The sequence below is a fragment of the Pseudomonas sp. DW-iso3 genome (assembly GCF_058725305.1).
On the sequence record NZ_JBZXDZ010000006.1, the window covers coordinates 539,437 to 561,851 of the forward strand.

The following is a 22,415-nucleotide window of genomic DNA, read 5'->3' on the forward strand; positions in this document are numbered from 1 at the left end:
GCTTGCTCGCGAATGCGATGGATCAGTTAAGGATGCATTGACCGACACACCGTATTCGCGAGCAAGCCCGCTTCCACATGGGTTCTGCATTACACGTCAGGAGGGGGCGTGCTCTGGCCGCTGTTGCCGCTGCGCCACCCAGAACTCCACCAGCTCACGCAACTGTGACAACTCAACGGGCTTGGCCATGTGCCCGTCCATCCCGGCCTGGCGTGCGCGCTCCTTGTGCTCGGACAGAATGTGCGCCGTCAGCGCCACCACCGGCGTACGAACGCGCTGGTGGCTGACTTCCCACGCGCGCAATTGCTGGGTGGCCGAGAAACCATCGAGGATCGGCATTTCGCAATCCATCAACACCAGGTCATAGCGCTGGGCCTTCATCGCCTCCAGGGCTTCTTCACCATTGCTGGCGGTGTCCGGGTTGAGGTTGAGCTTGCCGAGCATGCCACGGATCACCTTGGTGGAGATGCTGTTGTCTTCTGCCACCAGGATGCGGAAATCCGTTGGCACGGTGATGGCCGCCGGCGTGTTGAGGACGGGGCGTGGTGGGACGTTACCCTTGCTGCGCTGGGTCAGTTCGTCGGCCAGGGTGGTCTTGAGCGTATAGCCGGCCACGGGCTTGGCGAGGATGCGCTTGATCCCGCAATTGCGCGCGATGATCTTGCTCGGCGCATTGCTGATGCCGGTGAGCATGATCAGCAGGATGTCGTGGTTCAGGCTTGGGTCTTCCTTGATCTTCGCCGCCAGTTGCATGCCGGTCATGCCGGGCATGTTCTGGTCCAGCAGCACCACGTCGAAGTAATCGCGCAGGTGCGCCTTGGTGCGCAGCAACGCCAGGGCTTCCTTGCCCGAAGGCACGGCGCTGACGTTGAGGCCCCAGGCCGAGCATTGCTGCACCAATACTTTGCGACAGGTGTCGTTGTCGTCCACCACCAGCACCCGTGCGCCCTTGAGTGGGCCGTCGAGGTCGGAGGTGGGGTGTTCCAGGCGTTCCGGGTCCAGCGGTAACGTCAGCCATAAGGTGCTGCCTTGGTGGCTGCCGCTCTTGATGCCGAATTCGCCGTTCATCAATAGGATCAATTGGCGGGCGATGACCAGGCCCAGGTGGCCGTTCAGTCGGGTGGCGGAGAAGAAGTTCTTGCTGTGCAGTTCGCTGTGCAGCAGAGCGTCACGCTCGGCGGCTTCCATCGGCAAACCGCTGTCCTGCACGGCGATGCGCAGGCGCGGCTTGGTGCTGCGGTCGTCCAGCGCGACGACGATCAGCACTTCACCTTCGTCGGTCTTTTGCAGGGCGTTTTCCAGCAGGCTCAACATGGCCTGGCGCAGGCGCGTCGGGTCGCCACTGATCACGCGAGGCACCTGGGGCTGGATAAAACTGATCAGCTCGACGTTCTGTTGTTCAGCCTTGGCGCGGAAGATACTCAGGCAGTCTTCGATCAGTGCATTGAGGTCGAACTGCACGTCATCCAATTCGATCTGGCCGGATTCCAGCTTGGAGATATCGAGGATTTCGTTGATCAGCGTGAGCAGTTCATTGCCGGCGCTGTGGATGGTCTGCACGTAGTCACGCTGTTTCACCGAGAGGGGCGTGCCCAGCAGCAGCTCGGTCATACCCAGCACTCCGTTCATGGGGGTGCGGATTTCGTGGCTGATCTTGGCCAGGAACTCGGCCTTGGCGGCAATCTCGGCATTGCTTGCCGCCAGGTCGCGGCTGAGGCTGAAGCGCGCTTCGACAATTGCGCGCTGGCGTTCGCCCAGCGCCAGGCTCATCAACAGACCACTGAGGCAGATAAACGCCAGCAGCGTGACGATCAGGCCCTGGGGCGAGACCATCGTCAGGCCCAGCAGTGCCGGCAGGATGATCAACGTACCGATGTTGAACACCACCATCGCCGCCACGAACAGGCGCGCCGGACGGTAGCCTTTCTGCCAGTGATAAGCCGAGACGAACAGCATGCTCAAGCCGGCCAGAGCCACCAGGGCATAGGTGATGATGTTCAGCGGCAGGGTGTTGACGAACAACAGCAGCAGGCCGCACAGCACGATGAACAGGATATCCGCCATCAACAGCTTGTTCAGCGGATGTGGGCCCAAAGGCATGAAGAACCGATAGGCAAACATCAATCCGCACGGCGCCGTCAGCAGCAGCGCCAGGTAGGCGCCCGGCGTCTGGATCGCGTGCCAGTTCGGCAGCCACGGGCCGATCAGGTTCAGCAGCAGCGCGAGGCTGAGCATCAGCAGGATTTCGCAGGCGGCCAACCACAGGCTGCTGCGCGAGCGGTGGTAGGCGAAACGGGTGAGGTTGTGCAGGATCAGCATCAGCAGGCAGCCGAACAGCAGGCCGTAGATCAGCGTCTGGGTCTGGTCGGCGGCGGCGAGCACGGCCGGTTCCAGGGTGATATAGGGGCGCAGTTCGTGTTCCGAGACCAGGCGCAGGTAGACCTCTAAAGGCTTCTGGCTCTGGGGCATGGGCAGCATGAAGTCGCTGCTGGGCAACGGACGCTCGGCCTGGGGCTGACGTGTGCCGGTGCTCTGTTGTTCCACCAGGGTGTCGCCGTCCAGTACATAGAGGCTCAGGTGGGACAGGTCCGGGGCAAAGACCCGCAGCACTTGTTCGTGCTTGCCGGGTTGCAGTTTGAAACGCACCCACAACGCACCGTCCGGTTCCGCGGCGGTAATGCGGTCCAGTTCGGTGGGGCTGAATTGATTGGTGTAGCGCGAGGAACGGATGTCGCTCAGTTGCAGGTCGGCCTGTTCATCAAGCAATACTGCCCAGCCACTGCCTTGCGCGGCGGCCTGGGCCGGGAACAAGCAGAGCAGTGTCAGCAGGCTGACAGTGAAACCTATGGCGATCCTGAGCCAGCGCACGGCGAAATCCCTTCGTAGGTTGATGCACAGTTAACTATGCGCGGGTAGACCTGCATACGGCAAGGGCCAGAGGCCCTTGCCTAGCCGAACGGATAGCTGCTTACTGGCTCTCGCCACGCTCCCGCGCAATGGCGCGATAGCCAATGTCCTTGCGATAGAAGCAGCCTTTCCAGTCGATCTTCGCAGCCAACTGATAAGCCTGTTGCTGCGCGGCGTCGACACTGGCGCCCATGGCGGTGGCGCACAACACACGGCCACCGGCGGTCACGACCTGGCCATCCTTGAGCGCAGTGCCTGCATGGAAGACTTTGCCTTCCAGCGTAGCAGCCGCGTCGAGACCTTCAATCACGTCACCCTTGGCGTAATCGGCAGGGTAGCCACCGGCCGCCAGCACAATGCCAACGCTCGGACGCGGATCCCACTGTGCTTCTACCTTGTCCAGGGCCTGGGCCAGGGCGGCTTCCACCAGCAGCACCAGGCTCGATTGCAGGCGCAGCATCACCGGTTGGGTTTCAGGGTCACCGAAGCGGCAGTTGAACTCGATGACTTTCGGGTTGCCGGCTTTGTCGATCATCAGGCCGGCGTACAGGAAACCGGTGTACACGTTGCCTTCGTCAGCCATGCCACGCACGGTTGGCCAGATCACCAGGTCCATGACGCGCTGATGCACATCGGCGGTGACCACCGGGGCAGGGGAGTAGGCACCCATGCCACCGGTGTTCGGGCCGGTGTCGCCGTCGCCGACGCGTTTGTGGTCCTGGCTGGTGGCCATCGGCAAGACGTTCTTGCCGTCGACCATCACGATAAAGCTGGCTTCTTCGCCGTCGAGGAATTCCTCGATCACCACGCGCGAACCGGCGTCACCGAATGCGTTGCCGGCAAGCATGTCGCGCACGGCGTCTTCGGCTTCCTGCAGGGTCATGGCGACGATCACGCCTTTGCCGGCGGCCAGGCCATCGGCCTTGATCACGATCGGCGCACCTTTTTCACGCAGGTAAGCCAGGGCCGGCTCGATCTCGGTGAAATTCTGATAGTCGGCGGTCGGGATCTTGTGGCGTGCCAGGAAATCCTTGGTAAACGCCTTGGAGCCTTCCAGCTGCGCAGCGCCCGCGGTTGGGCCGAAGCAGTCCAGGCCACGGCTGCGGAACAGGTCTACCACGCCGGCAACCAATGGCACTTCCGGACCGACGATGGTCAGGGATACATTCTTTTCAGCAAAATCGGCCAGTTGCTCAAGGGCCAGCACGTCGATAGCAACGTTCTCGCATTTGGCTTCAATGGCGGTACCGGCGTTGCCGGGTGCAACGAACACTTTCTGGACACGCGGGTCTTGGGCAACTTTCCAGGCCAGGGCGTGTTCACGGCCACCGCTGCCAATGATCAAAACATTCATTTCAAAAACCTCGGATGACGCTGAATCAGGGAGAGCACTGTGGACGGTGCTTTTCTGTGAGGGCTGGGCTTGCCGGCGATGCAGGCACCTCGGTCGTCCAGTCAGACCCGGGTGATGCTATCGCAGGCAAGCCAGCTCCCACATGGAGCCGGTGCCCACAGGCGATCTAATCAATCAGTGGCGGAAGTGGCGCATGCCGGTGAAGACCATGGCGATGCCGGCTTCATCAGCGGCAGCGATGACTTCAGCATCACGCATCGAACCACCCGGTTGGATCACGGCGGTGACGCCGGCTTTTGCGGCGTTGTCCAGGCCGTCACGGAACGGGAAGAATGCGTCGGAAGCCATTACCGAACCCGCCACTTGCAAACCCGCGTGTTCGGCCTTGATCGCGGCGATACGCGCCGAGTTCACGCGGCTCATCTGGCCGGCGCCGACGCCGATGGTCTGGCGATTCTTGGCGTAGACGATGGCGTTGGATTTAACGTACTTGGCGACTTTCCAGGCGAAGATCAGGTCGTTGATCTCTTGCTCGGTCGGGGCGCGCTGGGTCACGACTTTCAGGTCTTGGCTGCCGATCATGCCGATGTCACGGCTCTGTACCAGCAGGCCGCCGTTGACGCGTTTGTAGTCCCAGGCAGCGGCACGCTCAGCCGACCACTCTCCGCAGGCCAGTAGGCGCACGTTGGCTTTGGCCGCCACGATGGCGCGGGCTTCTTCGCTGACGGAAGGGGCGATGATCACCTCAACGAACTGACGCTCGACGATCGCTTTGGCGGTCTCGGCATCCAGTTCACGGTTGAAGGCAATGATGCCGCCAAACGCCGATTCGGTGTCGGTGGCGTAGGCCAGCTCGTAGGCCTGGCGGATACCGCCTTCAGCGTCCGGGCTTACAGCCACGCCGCATGGGTTGGCATGCTTGACGATCACGCAGGCTGGCTTGACGAAGCTCTTCACGCATTCCAGTGCGGCGTCGGTGTCAGCCACGTTGTTGTAGGACAGCTCCTTGCCTTGCAACTGGGTCGCGGTGGCGATGCCCACTTCGGCTGGCTTGGCTTCCACGTAGAACGCCGCACTCTGATGCGGGTTCTCGCCGTAGCGCATTTCCTGGGCCTTGATGAACTGGCTGTTGAAGGTGCGCGGGAACTGGCTGCGGCCGGAGGTCGACAGGGTTTCAGCGGTTTGGTCAACGGTGCCCATGTAGTTGGCGATCATGCCGTCGTAGGCGGCAGTGTGTTCGAACGCCTTGAGCATCAGGTCGAAACGCTGGGCGTAGGTCAGGCCGCCGGCTTTCAGGCTTTCAAGCACATTGGCGTAGTCGCTGGCGTTGACCACGATGGCCACGTCTTTGTGGTTCTTGGCAGCCGAGCGCACCATGGTCGGGCCGCCGATATCGATGTTTTCGATGGCGGTCGGCAGGTCGCAGCCTGGCTTGTTGATGGTGGCTTCGAACGGGTAGAGGTTAACGGCTACCAGGTCGATCGGCTTGATGCCGTGCTCGGCCATGATCGCGTCGTCGGTGCCGCGACGGCCGAGGATGCCGCCGTGGATTTTCGGGTGCAGGGTCTTGACCCGACCGTCCATCATCTCTGCGAAACCGGTGTAGTCCGCCACTTCCACTGCGGCCACGCCGTTGTCCTGCAGCAGTTTGAAGGTCCCGCCCGTGGAGAGGATTTCCACGCCCAGGGCTTCCAGCTCCCGGGCAAATTCGAGGATCCCGGTCTTGTCGGAGACACTGATCAAGGCGCGGCGGATCGGCAGGCGGGTAGTCTGGTCGGTCATTTCAATTTCCATCAAAAGCAAAGGAGTCAGCAAAAAAGGCGACCGTTTTTTACGCGGGCGCCTTTCTGGTTTGATTGAATGCTTACAACAAATCGTACTGCTTGAGCTTTTTGCGCAAGGTGCCACGGTTGAGGCCCAGCAGCTCACTGGCTTTGGTCTGGTTGCCCTTGACGTAGTTCATCACGCTTTCGAGCAAGGGCGCCTCGACTTCGGAGAGCACCAGGTTGTACACGTCCGTGACGGAAGCGCCCTCAAGGTGGGCGAAATAATTGTGCAGCGCCTTCTCGACACTCCCGCGAAGGGTCTGGCCTTCTTCGCTCGGCGTGTTGAGGTGCTGTTTCAAATTGACGTTGTCGCTCACGGGTGTTGTTCCACTCACTAAAGTCTCGGTCATCATCGTCATGCGGCCACCCCCTCTCCGTCCCCTGTCCCCAGGCTCTTGTAACGCTCGCTGAAGAACTCTCGAACGTTGGCGCACTGTGCTTCCGTATCATCCAAACGATTGAAGTGGGCGCGAAACTCCCTGGCGCCCGGCAGGGTTGCGAGATACCAGCCGACATGCTTGCGAGCAATGCGTACTCCCATCACGTCTCCATAGAAGGCGTGCAGGGCGGCCAGATGCTCTAGCAGAATACGTTCCACCTCGACCAGCTCCGGTGCCGGCAACACTTCACCGGTACGCAGAAAATGCTCGATCTCACGGAAAATCCATGGCCGCCCCTGGGCTGCCCGGCCAATCAACAAACCATCGGCACCGGTGGCGTGCAGTACGCGCCGGGCTTTCTCGGCGGAGTCGATGTCGCCATTGGCAAACACCGGCATCGACACTGCCTGCTTGATCGCAGCAATGGTGTCGTACTCGGCTTCACCGGTGTAAAGGTCGGCGCGGGTGCGGCCATGCACCGCCAGCGCTGTAATGCCTGCCTGTTCAGCGATCTTCGCCACTGTCAGGCCGTTCTTGTTGTCCCGGTCCCAACCGGTACGAATCTTCAGGGTGACCGGCACATCCACTGCGGCGACAACGGCCTGCAGGATCTCGGCAACCAACTGCTCATCTTTCAACAGGGCGGAACCGGCGGCCTTGTTGCAGACCTTCTTGGCCGGGCAGCCCATGTTGATGTCGATGATCTGCGCCCCCAACTCCACGTTGGCGCGGGCCGCATCCGCCAGCATCTGTGCATCTCCACCGGCGATCTGGACCGAGCGGGGCTCGGGATCACCTTCGTGGATCATGCGCATCCGCGATTTGCGGGTGTTCCACAAGCTCATGTCGCTGGTGACCATTTCCGAGACAACTAGGCCCGCGCCCAAACGCTTGCATAGCTGACGAAAGGGTTGGTCGGTGACGCCCGCCATCGGGGCGAGAATCAAGCCATTCTGTAATGTATATGGGCCGATGCGTACCGCCGACATAGGACTTCCCTGTTGTGGGGCCGGATCATTAGAGTTCGAAAAAGGGTTGGCATGATACCCGCTCTCGATGACTGGATAAAGGCTGAATTGGATAAAATCTGAACAGTTATTTCTTTATCGCTACCGGTTTGGTTGCGCAGGGGAAAGTCAATAACCTGCCGTCAAATCTCAACCCATGCACCGATTCACTCGGGCGAGTGAAAGCTCAGGCTGTAATTCACGGCTTTATTGCCCGGGTCGAGGATATCCAGGGAGATATGGATCGGGGTTTGCGATGGCATTTCGCTAACACCGGCCAATTCACCGCTGAGGTATTCGGCGGGTTTGAAGCGACGACTGGCAATCAGGCTGCCATTCAAATCGGCAAAACGCAGCTCCAGCAGCGGGAAGGGCTGGGAGAAGGTCGCGCGGTTATAGATGATCGCGTCCACCACCAAGGCCCCGGCGAAGTCCGGGTGACTGCGCACCACCAGGTTGCTGCTCTTGATGTGGGCGATATCGACCCGTGATGGCACCGTGCAGCCCAGTGTGGGGCACAGTTGCTGGAACCACGGACGATAGGCGTCCTGGCGAGCCAGGTCGTCGAATTGATAAGCGATGTACTGACCCGCCAGGCCGCCGGCAGCCATCAACACCAGCAACAGCCAGACCAGGCGGCGGCCCCAACCCGATGGGCGTTTTTGCGCGTACAGGTGCAGCGGGTCGTCTTCCAGGTCCTGGAGCACATCGTCATGCACACCGGCCTCAGGGCGCGGGCGTTTGCGGCGAGGTTGCAGGCGATCTTCGGGTTCGGCCGCTTTGGTCAGCGGGGTGAACGGCGGGTCGATGTCATCATCGACTGGCGTTGAGCGCAGTGGCGGCTCCTCGTCGAGTTCGTCGGTGTGGAACGACATTGACGGTTCGGTGCGCTGCCTGGTCGCAGGTTCAGGCTCGTCCTCAGTGACGTGGAGGCGCTCTTCAGGCGGCTCGCTGAACAGGCTCGACGCCCATTTTTCCTCTTCGGCCTTGACCGTGTCGCGGCTGGCGCTGAAGGATTCTTCCTTTTGGCGGCGGTCGGTGCCGGGCTGGCGACGATCTGCGCCAGCCGGCAGCGTGTGCTGAATCTCGCGGCGTTCCAGCTTGGCCAGTTCTTCGTCCAGGTCCAGGTTGTCCAGGTCCAGCTCTTCGGCGGTCCACTGCTTCTGGCTGATGGCCCGCGCAGGCTCAGGCGTCAGCGCCAGCGGCGCCTCTGGCTCCGGCGCGGACGCCTTGCCGCGCTGCTCCAGCAATTGACGAGCGGCGTTGAACACTTGCAGGCACGAACCGCAGCGCACCACGCCACGGGCCACGCTCAATTGAGCGTGGTTGACGCGAAAGCGTGCTTGGCAGTGCGGGCACTGGGTGACGAAACTGTCGGTCATGCGGCCATCCGATTCAGGCAAGCGCTCATTCTAGCGCCGACGCCCGCTGATGCGTACCCAGCCATCACGGTTGGCGATCGGATCCAGCTCGAAATCCTTCGCGTAGGCGGCGGCAACGTCTTCGCCTTGCTCGGCCAGGATACCTGACAGCGCCAGGCGGCCGCCCGGCTTGACCAGGCTCGACAGTTGCGGTGCCAGGGACACCAGCGGGCCGGCGAGGATGTTGGCGACCAGTACATCGGCCTGCACCTGGGGCAATTGCTCCGGCAGGTAGAGTGGGAATTTGCCCTCAGGGATGTTGTTGCGCCCGGCGTTATCGCGGGAGGCTTCCAGGGCCTGCACGTCGATATCGGTGCCCACGGCTTCCTTGGCGCCCAGCAACAGGGCGGCAATTGCCAGGATCCCCGAGCCGCAGCCGAAGTCCAGCACGTGGCTGTCGGTCAGGTCCTGGCCGTCCAGCCATTCCAGGCACAGCGCGGTGGTGGGGTGGGTGCCGGTGCCGAATGCCAGCCCTGGGTCGAGCAGCAGGTTGACGGCGTCCGGCTCCGGGGCGGCATGCCAGCTTGGCACGATCCACAGGCGCTGGCCGAAACGCATCGGCTGGAAGTTGTCCATCCAGCTGCGTTCCCAGTCCTGGTCTTCGATGACTTCGCTGTGATGCTCCGGCAACGGCCCACCTGTCAGCAACTCCATATGGGCCAGTACGGCGGCGGCATCGGTGCCGTCTTCGAACAGGGCCAGCAAATGGGTGTGGGACCACAGCGGCGTGGTGTTGAGCTCCGGCTCGAAGATCGGCTGGTCTTCGGCGTCCATGAAGGTGACCGAGACAGCGCCTACTTCGAGGAAAGCGTCTTCATAGGTTTCGGCTTGTTCTGGGCTGATGGCGAGACGGACTTGCAGCCAAGGCATGGCGGGCACCTTTGAAAAAAATGAGTGTGCAGCGGGGTGGGGCTGCGAAAGGGCGCAAGTTTACGCGAGCGGCGGGCAGAAGACGACACCACTGACTGCACAGGGTTTAAATGTGGGAGCGGGCTTGCTCGCGAATGCGGCGTGTGAGTCGACAAACTCATCACTGACCCACCGCATTCGCGAGCAAGCCCGCTCCCACATTTAGAGTGTGTGACCACAAAATCCAGGTGATCCAGAAACAACAAAGCCGCCCGAAGGCGGCTTTGTTGAGCGGAGCACTTACTGGTTGGCCAGTTTGTGTTCCAGGTAGTGAATGTTCACACCACCTTCGCAGAAGCCTTCATCGCGAACCAGATCCCGATGCAGCGGGATGTTGGTCTTGATGCCGTCGACCACGATTTCGTCCAGGGCGTTGCGCATACGGGCCATGGCCTCGTCGCGGGTCGCGCCCCAGGTGATCAGCTTGCCGATCAGCGAGTCGTAGTTGGACGGAACCTTGTAGCCGCTGTACAGGTGCGAATCGACGCGAACGCCGTTGCCGCCCGGAGCATGGAAGTGCTTGACCAGGCCTGGACTCGGGATAAAGGTTTTCGGGTCTTCAGCGTTGATGCGGCACTCCAGGGAGTGGCCGTGCATCTTCACATCGTCCTGGGTGAAGGACAGCGGGTTGCCGGCGGCGATGCTGAGCATCTCCTTGACGATGTCGATACCGGTGACCATCTCCGACACCGGGTGCTCTACCTGCACGCGCGTGTTCATCTCGATGAAGTAGAAACGACCGTTCTCGTACAGGAACTCGAAAGTACCCGCGCCACGGTAGTTGATGTCGATGCACGCCTTGACGCAACGAGCCAGTACTTCCTGGCGCGCTTTTTCGTCCAGGCCCGGTGCTGGCGCTTCTTCCAGGACCTTCTGGTGACGACGTTGCAGCGAGCAATCGCGGTCGCCCAGGTGGATGGCGTGGCCCTGGCCGTCGGACAGTACCTGGACTTCCACGTGACGTGGGTTGGTCAGGTACTTCTCCAGGTAGACCATCGGGTTGCCGAACCAGGCGCCCGCTTCGGAGCGGGTCTGCTTGGCGGCTTCGATCAGGTCTTCTTCCTTGTGCACCACGCGCATGCCGCGACCACCACCGCCACCGGCGGCCTTGATGATCACCGGGTAACCGACTTCGCGACCAATGCGCAAAGCGGTTTCCTCGTCTTCAGGCAGCGGGCCGTCGGAGCCTGGCACGGTTGGCACGCCAGCCGCGATCATGGCGTCCTTGGCCGAAACCTTGTCGCCCATCAGGCGAATGGTTTCGGCTTTCGGGCCGATGAAGGCAAACCCGGATTTTTCCACCTGTTCGGCGAAATCGGCGTTTTCCGCGAGGAAGCCATAGCCAGGGTGGATGCCATCGGCGCCGGTCACTTCCGCGGCCGCGATGATGTTCGAGACTTTCAGGTACGAGTTCGTGGCCAGTGGCGGGCCGATGCAGATGCTTTCGTCCGCCAGTTTCACGTGCATCAATTCGGTATCGGCCGTCGAGTAAACAGCGACGGTCTTGATGCCCTCTTCCTTACAGGCGCGCAGGATACGCAGCGCGATCTCGCCGCGGTTGGCGATCAGGACTTTTTGCAGTTTCTTCGCAGGTTTCAACATCGAAGGCGCTCCGCGGTTCAAACGATGGTGAACAGCGGCTGGTCGTACTCAACCGGCTGACCGTTTTCTACCAGGATGGATTCGATGACGCCGGCTTTTTCAGCGGTGATGTGGTTCATCATTTTCATCGCTTCAACGATGCAGATGGTGTCGCCCACTTTCACGGTTGCGCCGACTTCAACGAAGGCTGGCGAGGTCGGTGCCGGGGTGCGGTAGAACGTACCGACCATTGGCGACTTGACCACGAAGCCGTTCAGCGCAGGAGCAGCCGGGGCGGCAGGTGCCGCGGCAGCAGCAGGTGCGGCGGCCGGCGCAGCAGCGGCTGGAGCCGGTGCTTGCATCTGTGGCGCGTAGAACTGTTGGGCCGGGGTCTTGCTGTGACGGCTGATCCGTACGGACTCTTCGCCTTCCTTGATTTCCAGCTCGTCGATACCGGATTCTTCCAGCAGTTCGATCAGTTTCTTAACTTTACGGATATCCATGAATCATCAACTCCCAAGGGTCGGTCAGGGGCGCTTGGCCGGTTGTTCAAGTTGTTCCAGGGCGGCCTCCAGGGCCAGTCGGTAACCGCTGGCGCCAAGGCCGCAGATCACACCTACCGCAACGTCGGAGAAGTAGGAGTGATGGCGGAAAGCTTCGCGTTTGTGCACGTTCGACAAATGCACTTCGATGAATGGGATGCTCACCGCCAGCAATGCGTCACGTAATGCAACGCTTGTGTGTGTAAAAGCGGCGGGATTGATCAGGATAAAGTCCACGCCTTCGCCACGCGCGGCATGGATGCGATCAATCAATTCGTACTCGGCATTGCTTTGCAGGTAGAGCAGATGGTGGCCGGCTTCACGCGCCCTGCGTTCCAGGTCGAGGTTGATCTGGTCCAGGGTGACTGCCCCGTAGACGCCCGGTTCACGGGTGCCGAGCAGGTTCAGGTTGGGTCCGTGAAGAACCAGTAAGGTCGCCATCGGCTGTTCCTTGTTATTGATGTGGGTACGGCAGAACCCGGCGACTATGCCGCAAAGCCTTTGTGACTGTCCAGTTCTATGCAGTAGGCGGCACGATTAGCGAGGATAGCGCAAAGTATGTGACCAAGTCGTAGGATCTGGTCATTGGTGGCACGTCTTCGAAGCTGATGGAGATTCAATGTGGGAGCTGGCCTGCCTGCGATGGCGGTGTGTCAGTACCGGATGTGTTAACTGGCCCACCGCGATCGCAGGCAGACCAGCGCCCACAGTTCTGATCTGCGCATGGCTTGTGATTGATGAGGTGGGAAGTCGGGTCACACGCGGAAGGCCTGCACCGCAGTGTTGAGCTGCCCACCGAGCACCAACAGATGCTCGCCCTGGCTACGCCCTTGGCCAATCCGCAGCAAGTTGTCCTCACCCATCTGATGAATCCGCTCACTGTTATCGCGAATCTCACTCACAGCCCCACTCTGTTGCGCCGTCACATCAGCGATGCGCACGGCAGTCTCGGAAATGGTCTGTATCGCGCCGACGATCTCATCCAGCGCGCCGTCTGCTGCCTGGGCTTGCTGGGCAGTGGCTTCGGCGTGTTCGACCTGGGCGCGCATGCCTTGGACCGATTGATGGGCGGCACTTTGCAGGCCGGCGATCAGGCTCTGGATCTCTGCGGTAGCGCCAGCGGTGCGCTGGGCCAGGGAGCGGACTTCGTCGGCCACCACGGCGAAACCACGTCCTGCTTCACCGGCACGGGCCGCCTCGATGGCGGCGTTGAGGGCGAGCAGGTTGGTCTGATCGGCAATCGAACGGATCACCGTCAGCACGCCGCCGATGGTGGCGGATTCTTCGGCGAGTTTTTCGATCATCTGCGCATTCTGCTGCACTTCGCCCACCAGGGCATGCAGCCCGGTCAGGCTCAGGCCGATCACGCGTTGGCCCTGTTCCACCGCCTGACCGGCGCTGCGACTGGCGCCTGCTGCCTGGCTGGCATCGCCCGCGACTTGCTGGATGGTCGCTTCCAGTTCACCCAGCGAATCACGAATCTGCGCGGTATCTCCGGCCTGGCGTTCGGCGCCGTCGTGCAGGCCGCTGCTCAGTTCGGCCAGCGCACGGCTGCTGCCGACAACTTCCTCGGCATTGCCACGAATGGTGCCGACCAAGTCCACCAGGTAAGCCCGCAGACGGTTCAGGGAGGCTTCAATATCGTGCAGTTCGCGATTGGTCTTGCCCAGGGCGATCGGCTGGCTGAAATCGCCCTCTGCCCAGGTCGACAGGGCCGGTGCCAGGTTGGTCAGTACACGTGCCAAGCGGCGTTGCAGGGTGTCGATCAGCAGTGCGATCAGCAGGATCAGGCCGATCATCACGCCTTGCATCAGGCGCACTTCGCCCTGGATCTTGCCATGCTGCGCGCGCACCACAGGTTCCAGTCCGGCGATGGCGTGTTGCACGGTGTCGATTTTCTGGTGGGTCTGGGCGGCCAGGTCGGTGCGCTGCTGGATCTGTTCGCGGGTGCGCTTGAGTTCGGCCGGGTAACGGGTCAGCAGGCTGTTGAGCTCACGCTTGAGGTCGACGCCGGTGTCCTGGGCTTCGGTTTTTCCGGTGTTTTCCAGGCCCATCAGCGCGGAAAAGTCGTCGGCGCTGGATTCGGCGCTGGCTTTCACGCCCAGCAACGGCAGTTGTTCCAGCAGGTCAGCCTGGCTGCGAATGTTGCTGACTTCGCGTTCCACATCGTCGGCCAGTTCCGCGCGCCCGCTGGTGACCAGTTTGTCGCGGGCCAGAGACAGTTTGCCCAGGTGCTGGGACGCTGCCAGCAAAGGCGGTAGATAGCGGGCGGCCTCGGGAGAGTTCACGCTGATGGCGTACTGGCTCAACTGCTCCAGGTTCGCGCCCAATTCGCGCTCGGCCTGCAGCAGCAAGGCTTGCGGGTCGCCTGCCAGTTTGCCGGCTGCCAGCAAGGCGGTCTTGCTGAACGCATCCAGGTCCACCAGGCTGGGGCGCAGGTTTTGGGCGAGGTCCGCCGGCAGCTCATCCAGCTGCTGCAACAAGCTTTCGAGGCTCTGGCTGGCACTGCTCAGGCGTAGGGCGTCGCCACTGGCCAGGTAGTCGTCGATATTGCGCGCGGCCTGGTTCTGAAAGGTCTGCGACAGACCCAGGTAGCGCTCCATCAGCAGATAAGGCCGCTCCAGGGCGCGCTGCGACCACCACAGCGTCGCCCCCAGCGCCAGGCACACGGCCACCAACAGGAGGGTATTGAGATTGGTCAGCAGCTTCAGGCGCATGCGTGGTTTCAACCGACGACAAAAGATAAGTGCCTGAAGTTATTGCGTTTTCATTACAAGGTTATGACGGAATCGGTGGATTCTGGTGAAAAGATGGCACTTTGCTTTGATGTGCGCGCGGCCTGCACGCGGTTACGTCCGGCATCCTTGGCGCGGTACAGCGCCTCATCGGCCTGGGCCGCCATCATCAGGCTGTCGGAGCCGTCGCACAGCTCCACCAGCCCAGCGCTGAAGGTGCACCACAAATCCTGGGGTTGGGCGGGATAGTGGATTTCGGCAAAGCGCCCGCGGATTTCATCCAGCACTTGGCACGCCGATTCCAGATCGGTGTCGGGCATCACGATGGCGAATTCTTCGCCGCCGTAGCGCCCGATATAGTCAGTCTTGCGCAAGCGCTGCTTGAGAAACAGCGCCAGGCTCTTGATCACACGGTCACCCATGGGGTGGCCATGACTGTCATTGACCCGCTTGAAGTGGTCGATATCCAGCATGGCAAAGCTCAGCGGCTTGTTCTCGCGGCGTGCGCGGAAGCTGCAGTCTTCGAGCAATTGCAGGATGTGGGTGTGGTTGTAAAGGCCGGTGAGGCTGTCGCGCACCATCCGTGCCTTGAGGTGGCGCGCGCGTGCCGCACGGTTGCGCACGGTGGTGATCAGGTGACGCGGCTTGATTGGCTTGGTGAGGAAGTCGTCACCGCCTTCGCTCATGGCGTCCAGCTGTTTGTCCAGGTCGTCCTCGGCCGACAGGTAGATGATCGGCACGCTCACATAACGGTCGTTATGGCGGATGACCTTGGCCAGCTCGGTGCCGGTGCACGCGGGCATGTACATGTCGAGGATGATCAGGTCGGGCTGGAAATCCGCCAGTTCGGCCATGGCCTGAATCGGCTCGATCAGGGAGCGAGTGACGATGCCGGCACTGTTGAGCAGACGCTCTGTGTGCAGCGCCTGGGCCCGTGAGTCGTCGATGATCAGCACTTTGTACGGTTCGTACTGGGCGACGCAGGTCAGCACTTCGATCTTTTCCAGCAGGCTTGAGGCTTCCAGCGTGCCGGTAAGAAATTCCTGGCCACCGGCACGCACGGCGGCGAGGCGGGTGGGGGTATCGGTTTCGTGCAGGCTGAAAAACAGCAGCGGCAGCTTGTGCTCCAGGCCTTCCTGGGCTTCGGCGGCGAGTTTGAGGCCCAGGCCGGTGCCGCAGAAATCCACATCCATCACGATGGCCGAAGGCAAGCGCTCGGCCATTGATGCGCGGAACGCCGCCACGCTGTCCAGGGATTGGGCGCTCATGCCAAAGAATTCCAGCTGCTTGGCCAGGCGCTCGGCGCGGTCGTGATCGGCCAGCATCACGTAGATCGGCTTGCGCATTGGCGGCAGAAAGGTTTGTTCGAGCTGGTCGCCCTGGCGCAGGCCGGTGCGGGACAGGCGCTGCATCAAGCGATTGAGTTCGGTGATCAGGTGGCTGCTCAGGCGGCCACGGTTCTCGTCCACGGCCTTGAGGGAGTCGCCGATGTGTCGCGCCAACTGGCTGTGTTCCGGCTGTTCGAAGCGCTCGGCAAAGCGCAGCAGGCGCAAGTTGGCCTCGCTGAGTTCGGCGAGGTCTGCACTGGACCATTCGCTGCGTTGCAGGCGCTGCCAGATCTCAAGAATTTGACGTGCCTGATGAATTACCCGCTGGGCAAAATGCTGCTTGAGGCGCTCACGGCTGGGGTCTTCTGGCTCGGTCATATCCTGACTACTAGTTAGGGCGCATGCTGAGGTCGACTGATGGCTCTATGCTAGCACCTCTTTTCAATGGGATGAGTGTCATACGTCAATAAACTGCGTGCCCGTCGCATTCAGTTGCTGACTGGGTGGTCGCGCAGCGTAAAACGCGTGCATCCTTTATAGTCGAACGGCCTCAGTGCGCCAGTTTGGCGAAAAGCCCCGCATGGGCGGGCACGATGGGGTAGGGTTGTGGTCGGAGTGTTTGAACGCACGCCATCAATTCAAGTGCATGAACTCAAGTGATTGAAAGGATATCGCCATGCTGGACTGGAAAAACCGTGCAGGCAGCGCCAAAGGCCCCGCGCCTGAGCCCAAGTCGACCAACCGCGGCTATTTTCGTACCGTGCTGATGAGCCGTGCCGTGCTCAGTGTGCTCGGCCTGTACTTGTTGGTCACCGGCGCCCTGGGCTGGTACTGGAGCGAAGAGCCGGCGCTGTTTCCGGTGCAGCAGAATGCGCAGCTTGCCGCCGAGAAGGAAGGCAAGCAGATGGTGGTGGGCTATACCACGGTCGAAACCCTCAAGACCGTAGTCGGCACCTTGCTGAACAAGCCCGGTGGCTACATTTCCAACGATCGCTTCCCGCCAGGTCTGTGGATGGACAACATGCCGAGCTGGGAATACGGCGTGCTGGTGCAGGTGCGTGACCTGACCCGCGCCTTGCGTAAAGACTTTGCCCGCTCTCAATCGCAGTCGGCCGAAGACGCGGATCTGGCCAAGGCCGAGCCACGTTTCAACTTCGACAACAAGAGCTGGGTGCTCCCGTCCAGTGAGTCGGAATACCAGGAAGGCATCAACTCCCTGAGTCGCTACGAAGCACGTCTGTCTGACCCTAACCAGCGCGGTGCGCTGTTTTATGCGCGTGCCGACAACCTGAACAACTGGCTGGGCGACGTCGCCACGCGCTTGGGTTCGTTGTCGCAACGCTTGTCGGCCAGCGTGGGCCGGGTGAAGCTGAACACGGCATTGAAAACCGAAGCCCTGGCGCCGGGTGAAGTGCCGCAGGTCGATGAGGAAGTGGTGGAAACCCCATGGATGCAGATCGACAACGTGTTTTACGAGGCCCGTGGCCAGGCTTGGGCCTTGTCGCACTTGTTGCGTGCCATCGAAGTCGACTTTGCCGACGTACTGGCCAAGAAGAATGCCACGGTCAGCGTGCGCCAGATCATTCGTGAGCTGGAAGCCTCGCAGGAGCCGGTTTGGAGCCCCATGATCCTTAATGGCAGTGGCTTCGGCGTACTGGCGAACCATTCGTTGGTGATGGCCAACTACATTTCCCGGGCAAACGCTGCAGTGATCGACTTGCGTCAGCTCCTCAACCAGGGTTGATGATGGACGCTACCCAAAAGGAGGCCGCGCACCGCGCGGCTTCCGATGCTGAATTGATCTGTTGGGTCGACGAGCAGGACAACCTGCTCGGTCACCTCGTCAGGTCCGACCTTCGCCAGCGTGGCCTGATTGGCCGTTGCACCTTCATATTCCTGTTCAACTCCAACGGTGAGCTGTGTGTGCATCGGCGCACCCTGAGCAAAGCCTTGTACCCGGGTTTCTGGGACACGGCGGCGGGCGGGATGGTGGCGGCGGGTGAGTCGTATGCCTTGTCGGCGGCTCGCGAGCTGGAAGAGGAGTTGGGTGTCAGCGGAGTGGAATTGGTCGAACATGACCACTTCTACTTCGAAGATGGCGACAGCCGGCTCTGGTGTAAATCCTACTCCGCCGTCTGGGACGGGCCGCTGCGTTTGCAGCCTGAAGAAGTCATGGAGGCGCGCTTTTTACCCCTTGAAACAGTCCTGCAGGAGGCTGCGCAAAAGCCTTACTGCCCGGATGCCCAGGAAGGGTTGCGCCGTTATCTGGCCTTGCGTCGCTAAAGTTGCATAAATTGGCGCCATTTGGCTCTTAGCAAGTCGGCTTTTTGTGGTTACACTGCGCGACTTTTCACCCGAACCACCTTGGCGGTTCGGTAGCGCTGCCCCTGCCTGAGTGGGGCTTCGCGGTCGGTACTCCCCTTTGCGGGTGCCGATCAGTCTTCATCCTCCCAAGAGGATTGCCGGTGGCCAAAAAAGCCGCATCCTTCGCCGCCCTTGGTGGCCTGGTATTTTCCACCGACGCAGGTCGACACTGCCCGGACTGTCGTCAGCCCGTGGATTCGTGTACCTGCAAACAGACCCTGATCCCAGAAGGCGACGGTATTGCCCGCGTGCGACGCGAGAGCAAGGGCCGTGGCGGCAAGACGGTGACCACCATCACCGGCGTGCCATTGGCCGAAGAGGCCCTGAAGGAACTGGCCACGACGCTGAAAAAACGCTGTGGCACGGGTGGCGCGTTGAAAGACGGCGTCATTGAGATTCAGGGCGATCACGTCGAGTCGCTGTTGGCCGAGCTGATCAAGCTCGGGTACAAGGCCAAGAAGTCCGGCGGCTGAAAGCCTCTTCCGACCTGTGTCTAAACTCTGTCCTGCGCGTGGGGTCCTACCTTGCACGCAGGCAAATCGTCATTTTCATTCTTTAGACTGCGCCAGCCTCTGATAGGGGCGGTGCCTTCGACTTCATTTATAGGGGACTTCGATGTCCGTACGACGCACACGCAAAGACGATGGCAGCCAATGGACAGTTGCGGACAGCCGCAGTGTTTACGGGATTCGCCATTGGGGGGCCGGGTATTTCGCGATCAATGATGCCGGTCGCGTTGAAGTCCGTCCGAACGGCCCGAACAGCACGCCAGTCGACCTGTACGAGCAAGTCGACGAGCTGCGCAAGAGCGGCCTGTCGTTGCCGCTGCTGGTGCGCTTCCCCGACATCCTGCAAGACCGTGTACGCCAACTGACCGGCGCTTTCGATTCGAACATCGAGCGCCTGGAATACCAGAGCAAGTACACCGCGCTGTACCCGATCAAGGTGAACCAGCAGGAAGCGGTGATCGAAAACATCATCGCCACCCAAAACGTGTCCATCGGCCTCGAAGCCGGCTCCAAGCCCGAGCTGCTGGCCGTGCTGGCCCTGGCGCCGAAGGGCGGCACCATCGTCTGCAACGGCTACAAGGACCGTGAGTTCATCCGCCTCGCGCTGATGGGCCAGAAACTCGGCCACAACGTGTTCATCGTGATCGAGAAAGAATCCGAAGTTGAACTGGTGATCGAAGAGGCTGCCAGCCTCAAGGTCAAGCCACAGGTCGGCCTGCGCGTGCGCTTGTCGTCCCTGGCGTCGAGCAAATGGGCGGACACCGGTGGCGAGAAGTCCAAGTTCGGTCTGTCGGCGGCGCAGCTGTTGTCCGTCGTCGAGCGCTTCCGCGCCGCCGGCCTGGACCAGGGCATTCGCCTGCTGCACTTCCACATGGGCTCGCAGATCGCCAACCTGGCCGACTACCAGCACGGTTTCAAGGAAGCCATCCGTTACTACGGCGAACTGCGCAACCTCGGCCTGCCGGTGGACCACATCGACGTCGGCGGTGGCTTGGGCGTGGACTACGACGGCACCCACTCGCGTAACGCCAGCTCGATCAACTACGACATGGACGACTACGCCGGCGTGGTCGTGGGCATGCTCAAGGAATTCTGCGACGCGCAGAGCCTGCCGCACCCGAACATCTTCTCCGAAAGTGGCCGTTCGCTGACCGCCCACCACGCCATGCTGGTGGTGCAGGTGACCGACGTCGAGAAGCACAACGACGACGTGCCGGTGATCGAGAACAAGGAAGCCCTGCCGGAAACCGTGCAGTGGCTGGTGGACCTGCTCGGCCCGACCGACATCGAGATGGTCACCGAAACCTACTGGCGCGCCACCCACTACATGAGCGACGTGGCTACCCAGTACGCCGACGGCAAGCTGACCCTGGCCGAGAAAGCCCTGGCCGAACAATGCTACTTCGCCGTGTGCCGCCGCCTGCATAACTCGCTGAAGGCCCGCCAGCGCTCGCACCGCCAGGTGCTGGACGAGCTCAACGACAAGCTGGCCGACAAGTACATCTGCAACTTCTCGGTGTTCCAGAGCCTGCCGGACACCTGGGCCATCGGCCAGGTCCTGCCGATCCTGCCGCTGCACCGTCTCGACGAAGAGCCGCTGCGCCGTGCCGTACTGCAAGACCTGACGTGTGACTCCGACGGCAAGATCAAGCAATACGTCGACGAGCAGTCCATCGAGACCAGCCTGCCGGTTCACGGCTTGAACGAAGGCGAGGACTACTTGCTGGGTATCTTCCTGGTCGGTGCTTACCAGGAAATCCTGGGTGATATGCACAACCTGTTCGGTGACACCGACTCGGTGAACATCTACCAGCGTGAAGACGGTTCGGTGTACAGCGCCGGTATCGAGACCCACGACACGATCGAAGACATGCTGCGTTATGTGCACTTGTCGCCGGAGGAGTTGATGACGCATTACCGTGATAAATGTGCGAGCGCGAAGATCAGTGCCAGTGAGCGTACCCAGTTCCTGGATGCGTTGCGTCTGGGGCTGACGCGCTCTTCGTACCTGTCGTCATAAGTGACGTGACCCGGCTCTAATGGGGAGCCGGGCTTGTCGAACCGCCGCGATGGCGGTGTGTCAGTGCTGGAATGTTGTCTGACCCACCGCCATCGCAGGCAAGCCAGCTCCCACGCCGGGATCTTATTCTTTCAGCTACTACCTAGCCATAGCCCCTGCCGATTTAGGCGCCAGGCAATCGCCCAAAGGGTGAGACTGCGCACCGTCATAAACACCAGGAAGGTTATCCACAGCCCGTGGTTGCCCAATCCTTGCAACGCCCAGGCAATGGGCAGCACCAAAACCACCGTCAACAGCATGCCATTGCGCATTTCCCGCGCGCGCGTCGCGCCGATAAACAAACCATCCAGCAAGTAACTCCACACCGCAATCAACGGCAATACCGCGAGGTAAGGCAGGTAGATATCGGCGGTTTCTCGCACGCTGGGAATGTCGGTCTGCATGGCAATAAACAGGTGGCCGGCGACGGTAAACAGCAGGGCAAAGCCGACGCTGGCGATCAGCGACCAACCGCCGGCCACCACCAGCGAGCGGCGCAGCGCTTGGCGGTCATGGGCGCCGATGGCGTGGCCGCACAGGGCTTCGACCGCGTGGGCCAGTCCATCCAGGGCATGGGCAGTCAGCAATAGGCCGTTGAGCAGCAGCGCGTTGGCGGCCACGGTGGCGTCGCCCAGGCGGGCGCCTTGCACGGTGATCATGAAAAACACCGATTGCAGCGCGAGGCTGCGGATGAAGATATCGCGGTTGACCGCCAGCAGTGGCCGCCAGCTTGCCCACCATTTCAGCGCAGCCCAGGCGATATGGCCGGGGTAGGCGCGCAGGGCTTTTTGCGTCATCGCCAGGCCGAGCAAAGCGCCGGTCCATTCCGCCACGACGGACGCACGCGCCGAACCGACCACCCCCCAATCCAGCCCGAGTACGAACCACAGGTTCAGGGCGATGTTGACCAGGTTGGTGGTGAGCAGGATCGCCAAAGGCGCGCGGGCGTTTTGCGTACCAAGGAACCAGCCGACCAGCGCATAGCTGGCCAGCGCGGCGGGCAGGCCGAACAGGCGGGTGTGGAAAAAATCTTGGGTCAGTTGATTGAGTTCGGGAGAGGGCTGCATCCATTCCAGGGCCAGATGGCTCAGCGGAATGCCGACAGTGCCCAATAGCATTGCCAGGCCCAGTGCGAGCAGCAGGCCTTGCAGCAGGATCTGCCGCAGCGCCGCCCCATCATTGCGTCCGGCAGCCTGGGCGGCGAAGCCGGTGGAGCCCATGCGCAGGAAACCCATGGCCCAGGCGAGAAAGGTATACAGGCTGGCGCCGACCGCGACGGCGCCCAACTGGTGCGCGTGGGGCAGATGGCCGATCACCATGCTGTCGACCAGGGCCACCAGCGGCACCGAGATGTTCGACAGGATCATCGGCGCGGCCAGGGCCCAGACGCGTCGGTGGGTGGGGCGGTGGCGCCAGTCGGTGAGTAGGGTGGGCATGCAGGCTCCTTGGGGGAGCGGCATTGTAACTGGCTGCCCTTGGCTGTGGGATTTGGC

17 protein-coding genes are annotated in these 22,415 nt (G+C 61.6%); 4 read left to right on the forward strand and 13 right to left on the reverse strand.

All coding sequences use genetic code 11. From position 1 onward, the window contains the following. Positions 1-96: 96 nt before the first annotated feature. The 12 genes from AC4PS7_RS20310 to AC4PS7_RS20365 all read right to left on the reverse strand — a co-directional run bounded on the left by AC4PS7_RS20310 (position 97) and on the right by AC4PS7_RS20365 (position 16,368). Positions 97-2,868 (reverse strand): hybrid sensor histidine kinase/response regulator, encoded by a 2,772-nt coding sequence (locus AC4PS7_RS20310; RefSeq protein ID WP_010213499.1) that lies wholly within the window; start codon positions 2,866-2,868, stop codon positions 97-99. Between the two features lie 100 nt (positions 2,869-2,968). After that, positions 2,969-4,261, reverse strand: coding sequence for a phosphoribosylamine--glycine ligase (gene purD / locus AC4PS7_RS20315; RefSeq protein ID WP_010213497.1), 1,293 nt, complete (start codon positions 4,259-4,261; stop codon positions 2,969-2,971). A gap of 174 nt (positions 4,262-4,435) precedes the next feature. Beyond that, positions 4,436-6,043, reverse strand: coding sequence for a bifunctional phosphoribosylaminoimidazolecarboxamide formyltransferase/IMP cyclohydrolase (gene purH / locus AC4PS7_RS20320; RefSeq protein ID WP_010213495.1), 1,608 nt, complete (start codon positions 6,041-6,043; stop codon positions 4,436-4,438). Positions 6,044-6,125: 82 nt separating this feature from the next. Next, on the reverse strand, positions 6,126-6,446 hold the full coding sequence (gene fis, locus AC4PS7_RS20325; protein ID WP_002555375.1) for a DNA-binding transcriptional regulator Fis: 321 nt from the start codon (positions 6,444-6,446) through the stop codon (positions 6,126-6,128). Beyond that, a complete protein-coding gene (gene dusB / locus AC4PS7_RS20330) occupies positions 6,443-7,456 on the reverse strand; it encodes a tRNA dihydrouridine synthase DusB (protein WP_010213494.1) in 1,014 nt (337 codons plus the stop codon). Before dusB ends, fis begins: the two co-directional genes overlap by 4 nt. A gap of 185 nt (positions 7,457-7,641) precedes the next feature. Beyond that, positions 7,642-8,856 carry a DUF3426 domain-containing protein gene (locus tag AC4PS7_RS20335; protein ID WP_010213492.1) on the reverse strand — a complete coding sequence of 405 codons (1,215 nt, stop codon included), beginning with the start codon at positions 8,854-8,856 and terminating at the stop codon, positions 7,642-7,644. Positions 8,857-8,886: 30 nt separating this feature from the next. Further along, positions 8,887-9,765: a 50S ribosomal protein L11 methyltransferase gene (gene prmA / locus AC4PS7_RS20340; protein ID WP_010213491.1), complete on the reverse strand. Its 879-nt coding sequence runs from the start codon at positions 9,763-9,765 to the stop codon at positions 8,887-8,889. A 279-nt stretch (positions 9,766-10,044) separates the two neighbouring features. Beyond that, on the reverse strand, positions 10,045-11,406 hold the full coding sequence (gene accC, locus AC4PS7_RS20345) for an acetyl-CoA carboxylase biotin carboxylase subunit (protein WP_010213490.1): 1,362 nt from the start codon (positions 11,404-11,406) through the stop codon (positions 10,045-10,047). Positions 11,407-11,423: 17 nt separating this feature from the next. Continuing rightward, positions 11,424-11,888, reverse strand: a complete 465-nt coding sequence (gene accB, locus AC4PS7_RS20350; protein ID WP_010213489.1) for an acetyl-CoA carboxylase biotin carboxyl carrier protein — start codon at positions 11,886-11,888, stop codon at positions 11,424-11,426. A 24-nt stretch (positions 11,889-11,912) separates the two neighbouring features. Further along, the gene (aroQ, locus tag AC4PS7_RS20355; RefSeq protein ID WP_010213488.1) at positions 11,913-12,368 is read right to left on the reverse strand and encodes a type II 3-dehydroquinate dehydratase; all 456 of its coding nucleotides are present in this window, start codon (positions 12,366-12,368) and stop codon (positions 11,913-11,915) included. Between the two features lie 314 nt (positions 12,369-12,682). Beyond that, positions 12,683-14,644 (reverse strand): methyl-accepting chemotaxis protein, encoded by a 1,962-nt coding sequence (locus tag AC4PS7_RS20360; protein WP_042570889.1) that lies wholly within the window; start codon positions 14,642-14,644, stop codon positions 12,683-12,685. A gap of 53 nt (positions 14,645-14,697) precedes the next feature. Beyond that, positions 14,698-16,368 carry a response regulator gene (locus tag AC4PS7_RS20365; RefSeq protein WP_010213486.1) on the reverse strand — a complete coding sequence of 557 codons (1,671 nt, stop codon included), beginning with the start codon at positions 16,366-16,368 and terminating at the stop codon, positions 14,698-14,700. 298 nt (positions 16,369-16,666) lie between these two features. Between AC4PS7_RS20365 and AC4PS7_RS20370 the strand changes: the two genes are divergently transcribed. The 4 genes from AC4PS7_RS20370 (at position 16,667) to speA (ending at position 20,883) form a co-directional block, all read left to right on the forward strand. Then, positions 16,667-17,734 (forward strand): DUF2333 family protein, encoded by a 1,068-nt coding sequence (locus AC4PS7_RS20370; protein WP_010213485.1) that lies wholly within the window; start codon positions 16,667-16,669, stop codon positions 17,732-17,734. A gap of 2 nt (positions 17,735-17,736) precedes the next feature. Continuing rightward, a complete protein-coding gene (locus tag AC4PS7_RS20375; protein ID WP_010213483.1) occupies positions 17,737-18,273 on the forward strand; it encodes an NUDIX hydrolase in 537 nt (178 codons plus the stop codon). A gap of 182 nt (positions 18,274-18,455) precedes the next feature. Further along, the gene (locus AC4PS7_RS20380) at positions 18,456-18,827 is read left to right on the forward strand and encodes a translation initiation factor Sui1 (protein WP_069672791.1); all 372 of its coding nucleotides are present in this window, start codon (positions 18,456-18,458) and stop codon (positions 18,825-18,827) included. A 142-nt stretch (positions 18,828-18,969) separates the two neighbouring features. After that, positions 18,970-20,883 carry an arginine decarboxylase gene (gene speA / locus AC4PS7_RS20385; RefSeq protein WP_010213480.1) on the forward strand — a complete coding sequence of 638 codons (1,914 nt, stop codon included), beginning with the start codon at positions 18,970-18,972 and terminating at the stop codon, positions 20,881-20,883. A gap of 131 nt (positions 20,884-21,014) precedes the next feature. On the opposite strand, the gene AC4PS7_RS20390 is transcribed toward speA, so the two are convergent. Then, positions 21,015-22,358, reverse strand: coding sequence for an MATE family efflux transporter (locus AC4PS7_RS20390; RefSeq protein WP_010213479.1), 1,344 nt, complete (start codon positions 22,356-22,358; stop codon positions 21,015-21,017). Between the last annotated feature and the right edge of the window lie 57 nt (positions 22,359-22,415).